This is a genomic window from Enterobacter cloacae complex sp. P13B, assembly GCF_014895915.1.
Lineage (GTDB): Bacteria > Pseudomonadota > Gammaproteobacteria > Enterobacterales > Enterobacteriaceae > Enterobacter > Enterobacter bugandensis.
In genome coordinates, this window is record NZ_JADBQN010000101.1 from 1 (window position 1) to 805 (window position 805).

At 39.6% G+C, this 805-nt stretch carries 1 protein-coding gene and 1 pseudogene; both read left to right on the forward strand.

Translation table 11 applies throughout. From position 1 onward, the window contains the following. A pseudogene (locus IM273_RS22605) lies at window positions 1-239 on the forward strand (hypothetical protein); the annotation flags it as partial. Next, a partial coding sequence (locus IM273_RS22045) for a phage portal protein (protein ID WP_193055640.1) occupies window positions 239-805 on the forward strand: 567 nt, incomplete at its 3' end. The pseudogene IM273_RS22605 and the gene IM273_RS22045, both read left to right, overlap by 1 nt.

The following is an 805-nucleotide window of genomic DNA, read 5'->3' on the forward strand; positions in this document are numbered from 1 at the left end:
ATCAAGTTATTGAAAGCCGTGTAGCTGGTGGTGGTGTATATAGCACAACAATTAACAACAAAACTTTAATTAGTGAATCATTAACTAACCTAGAGAATATGCGTATACGTTACATTAAACGTGCAAATGCTCTATGGGCAAGTATGAACGATCTACCCGTAAATGGTAATGGTAAACCATTTAAGAGTGTAACCGTATTCCGTGATCCTAATTATCCTAACAGATGGGGAACACGCTAATGTTTTGGAATAAGAAAAAACAGATAGAACAACCAAAAGCAAAACCGAGTCAGAAGCGTTTCATTGAAAAACCAACACTAACTATGAAGCGTGATTTACAAGCCGTTCGTGGTATGAGTACCCCTGTAATTTCCTTTGGTTTTACGTCCGGTACTGGTTCACAGAATATTAATAACTTGATCCGCTGGTTCCTAAGTGATTGGCGTAATGCTTCACGTGAGGCAGTACTTAAGAATCCATTGGGTAGTAAGTATATGAATTTGTCCGTTGATGGTGTTTGTGGGGCAGAGGGTGTTTACATCAAGCCAGCACCAACTATTGAGGGTATGACTCCAGACGAACTACAGGAACTCTCACAGCGTCTTGAAAAGCGTTTTGACCGTTGGGCTTATGATGCAGATCGCTTTAGCCTGGATGGTTCTATGACCTTTGACATTTTCCAACAGACAGTAGAGAAGATTCGCGTACAGGATGGTGAATGCTTTATTCGTATTCATAATGTGAATAACACAATAAAACTTGAAATCATAGATGCCGCTCGTTTAACTCAATTAAATAACCAGTGG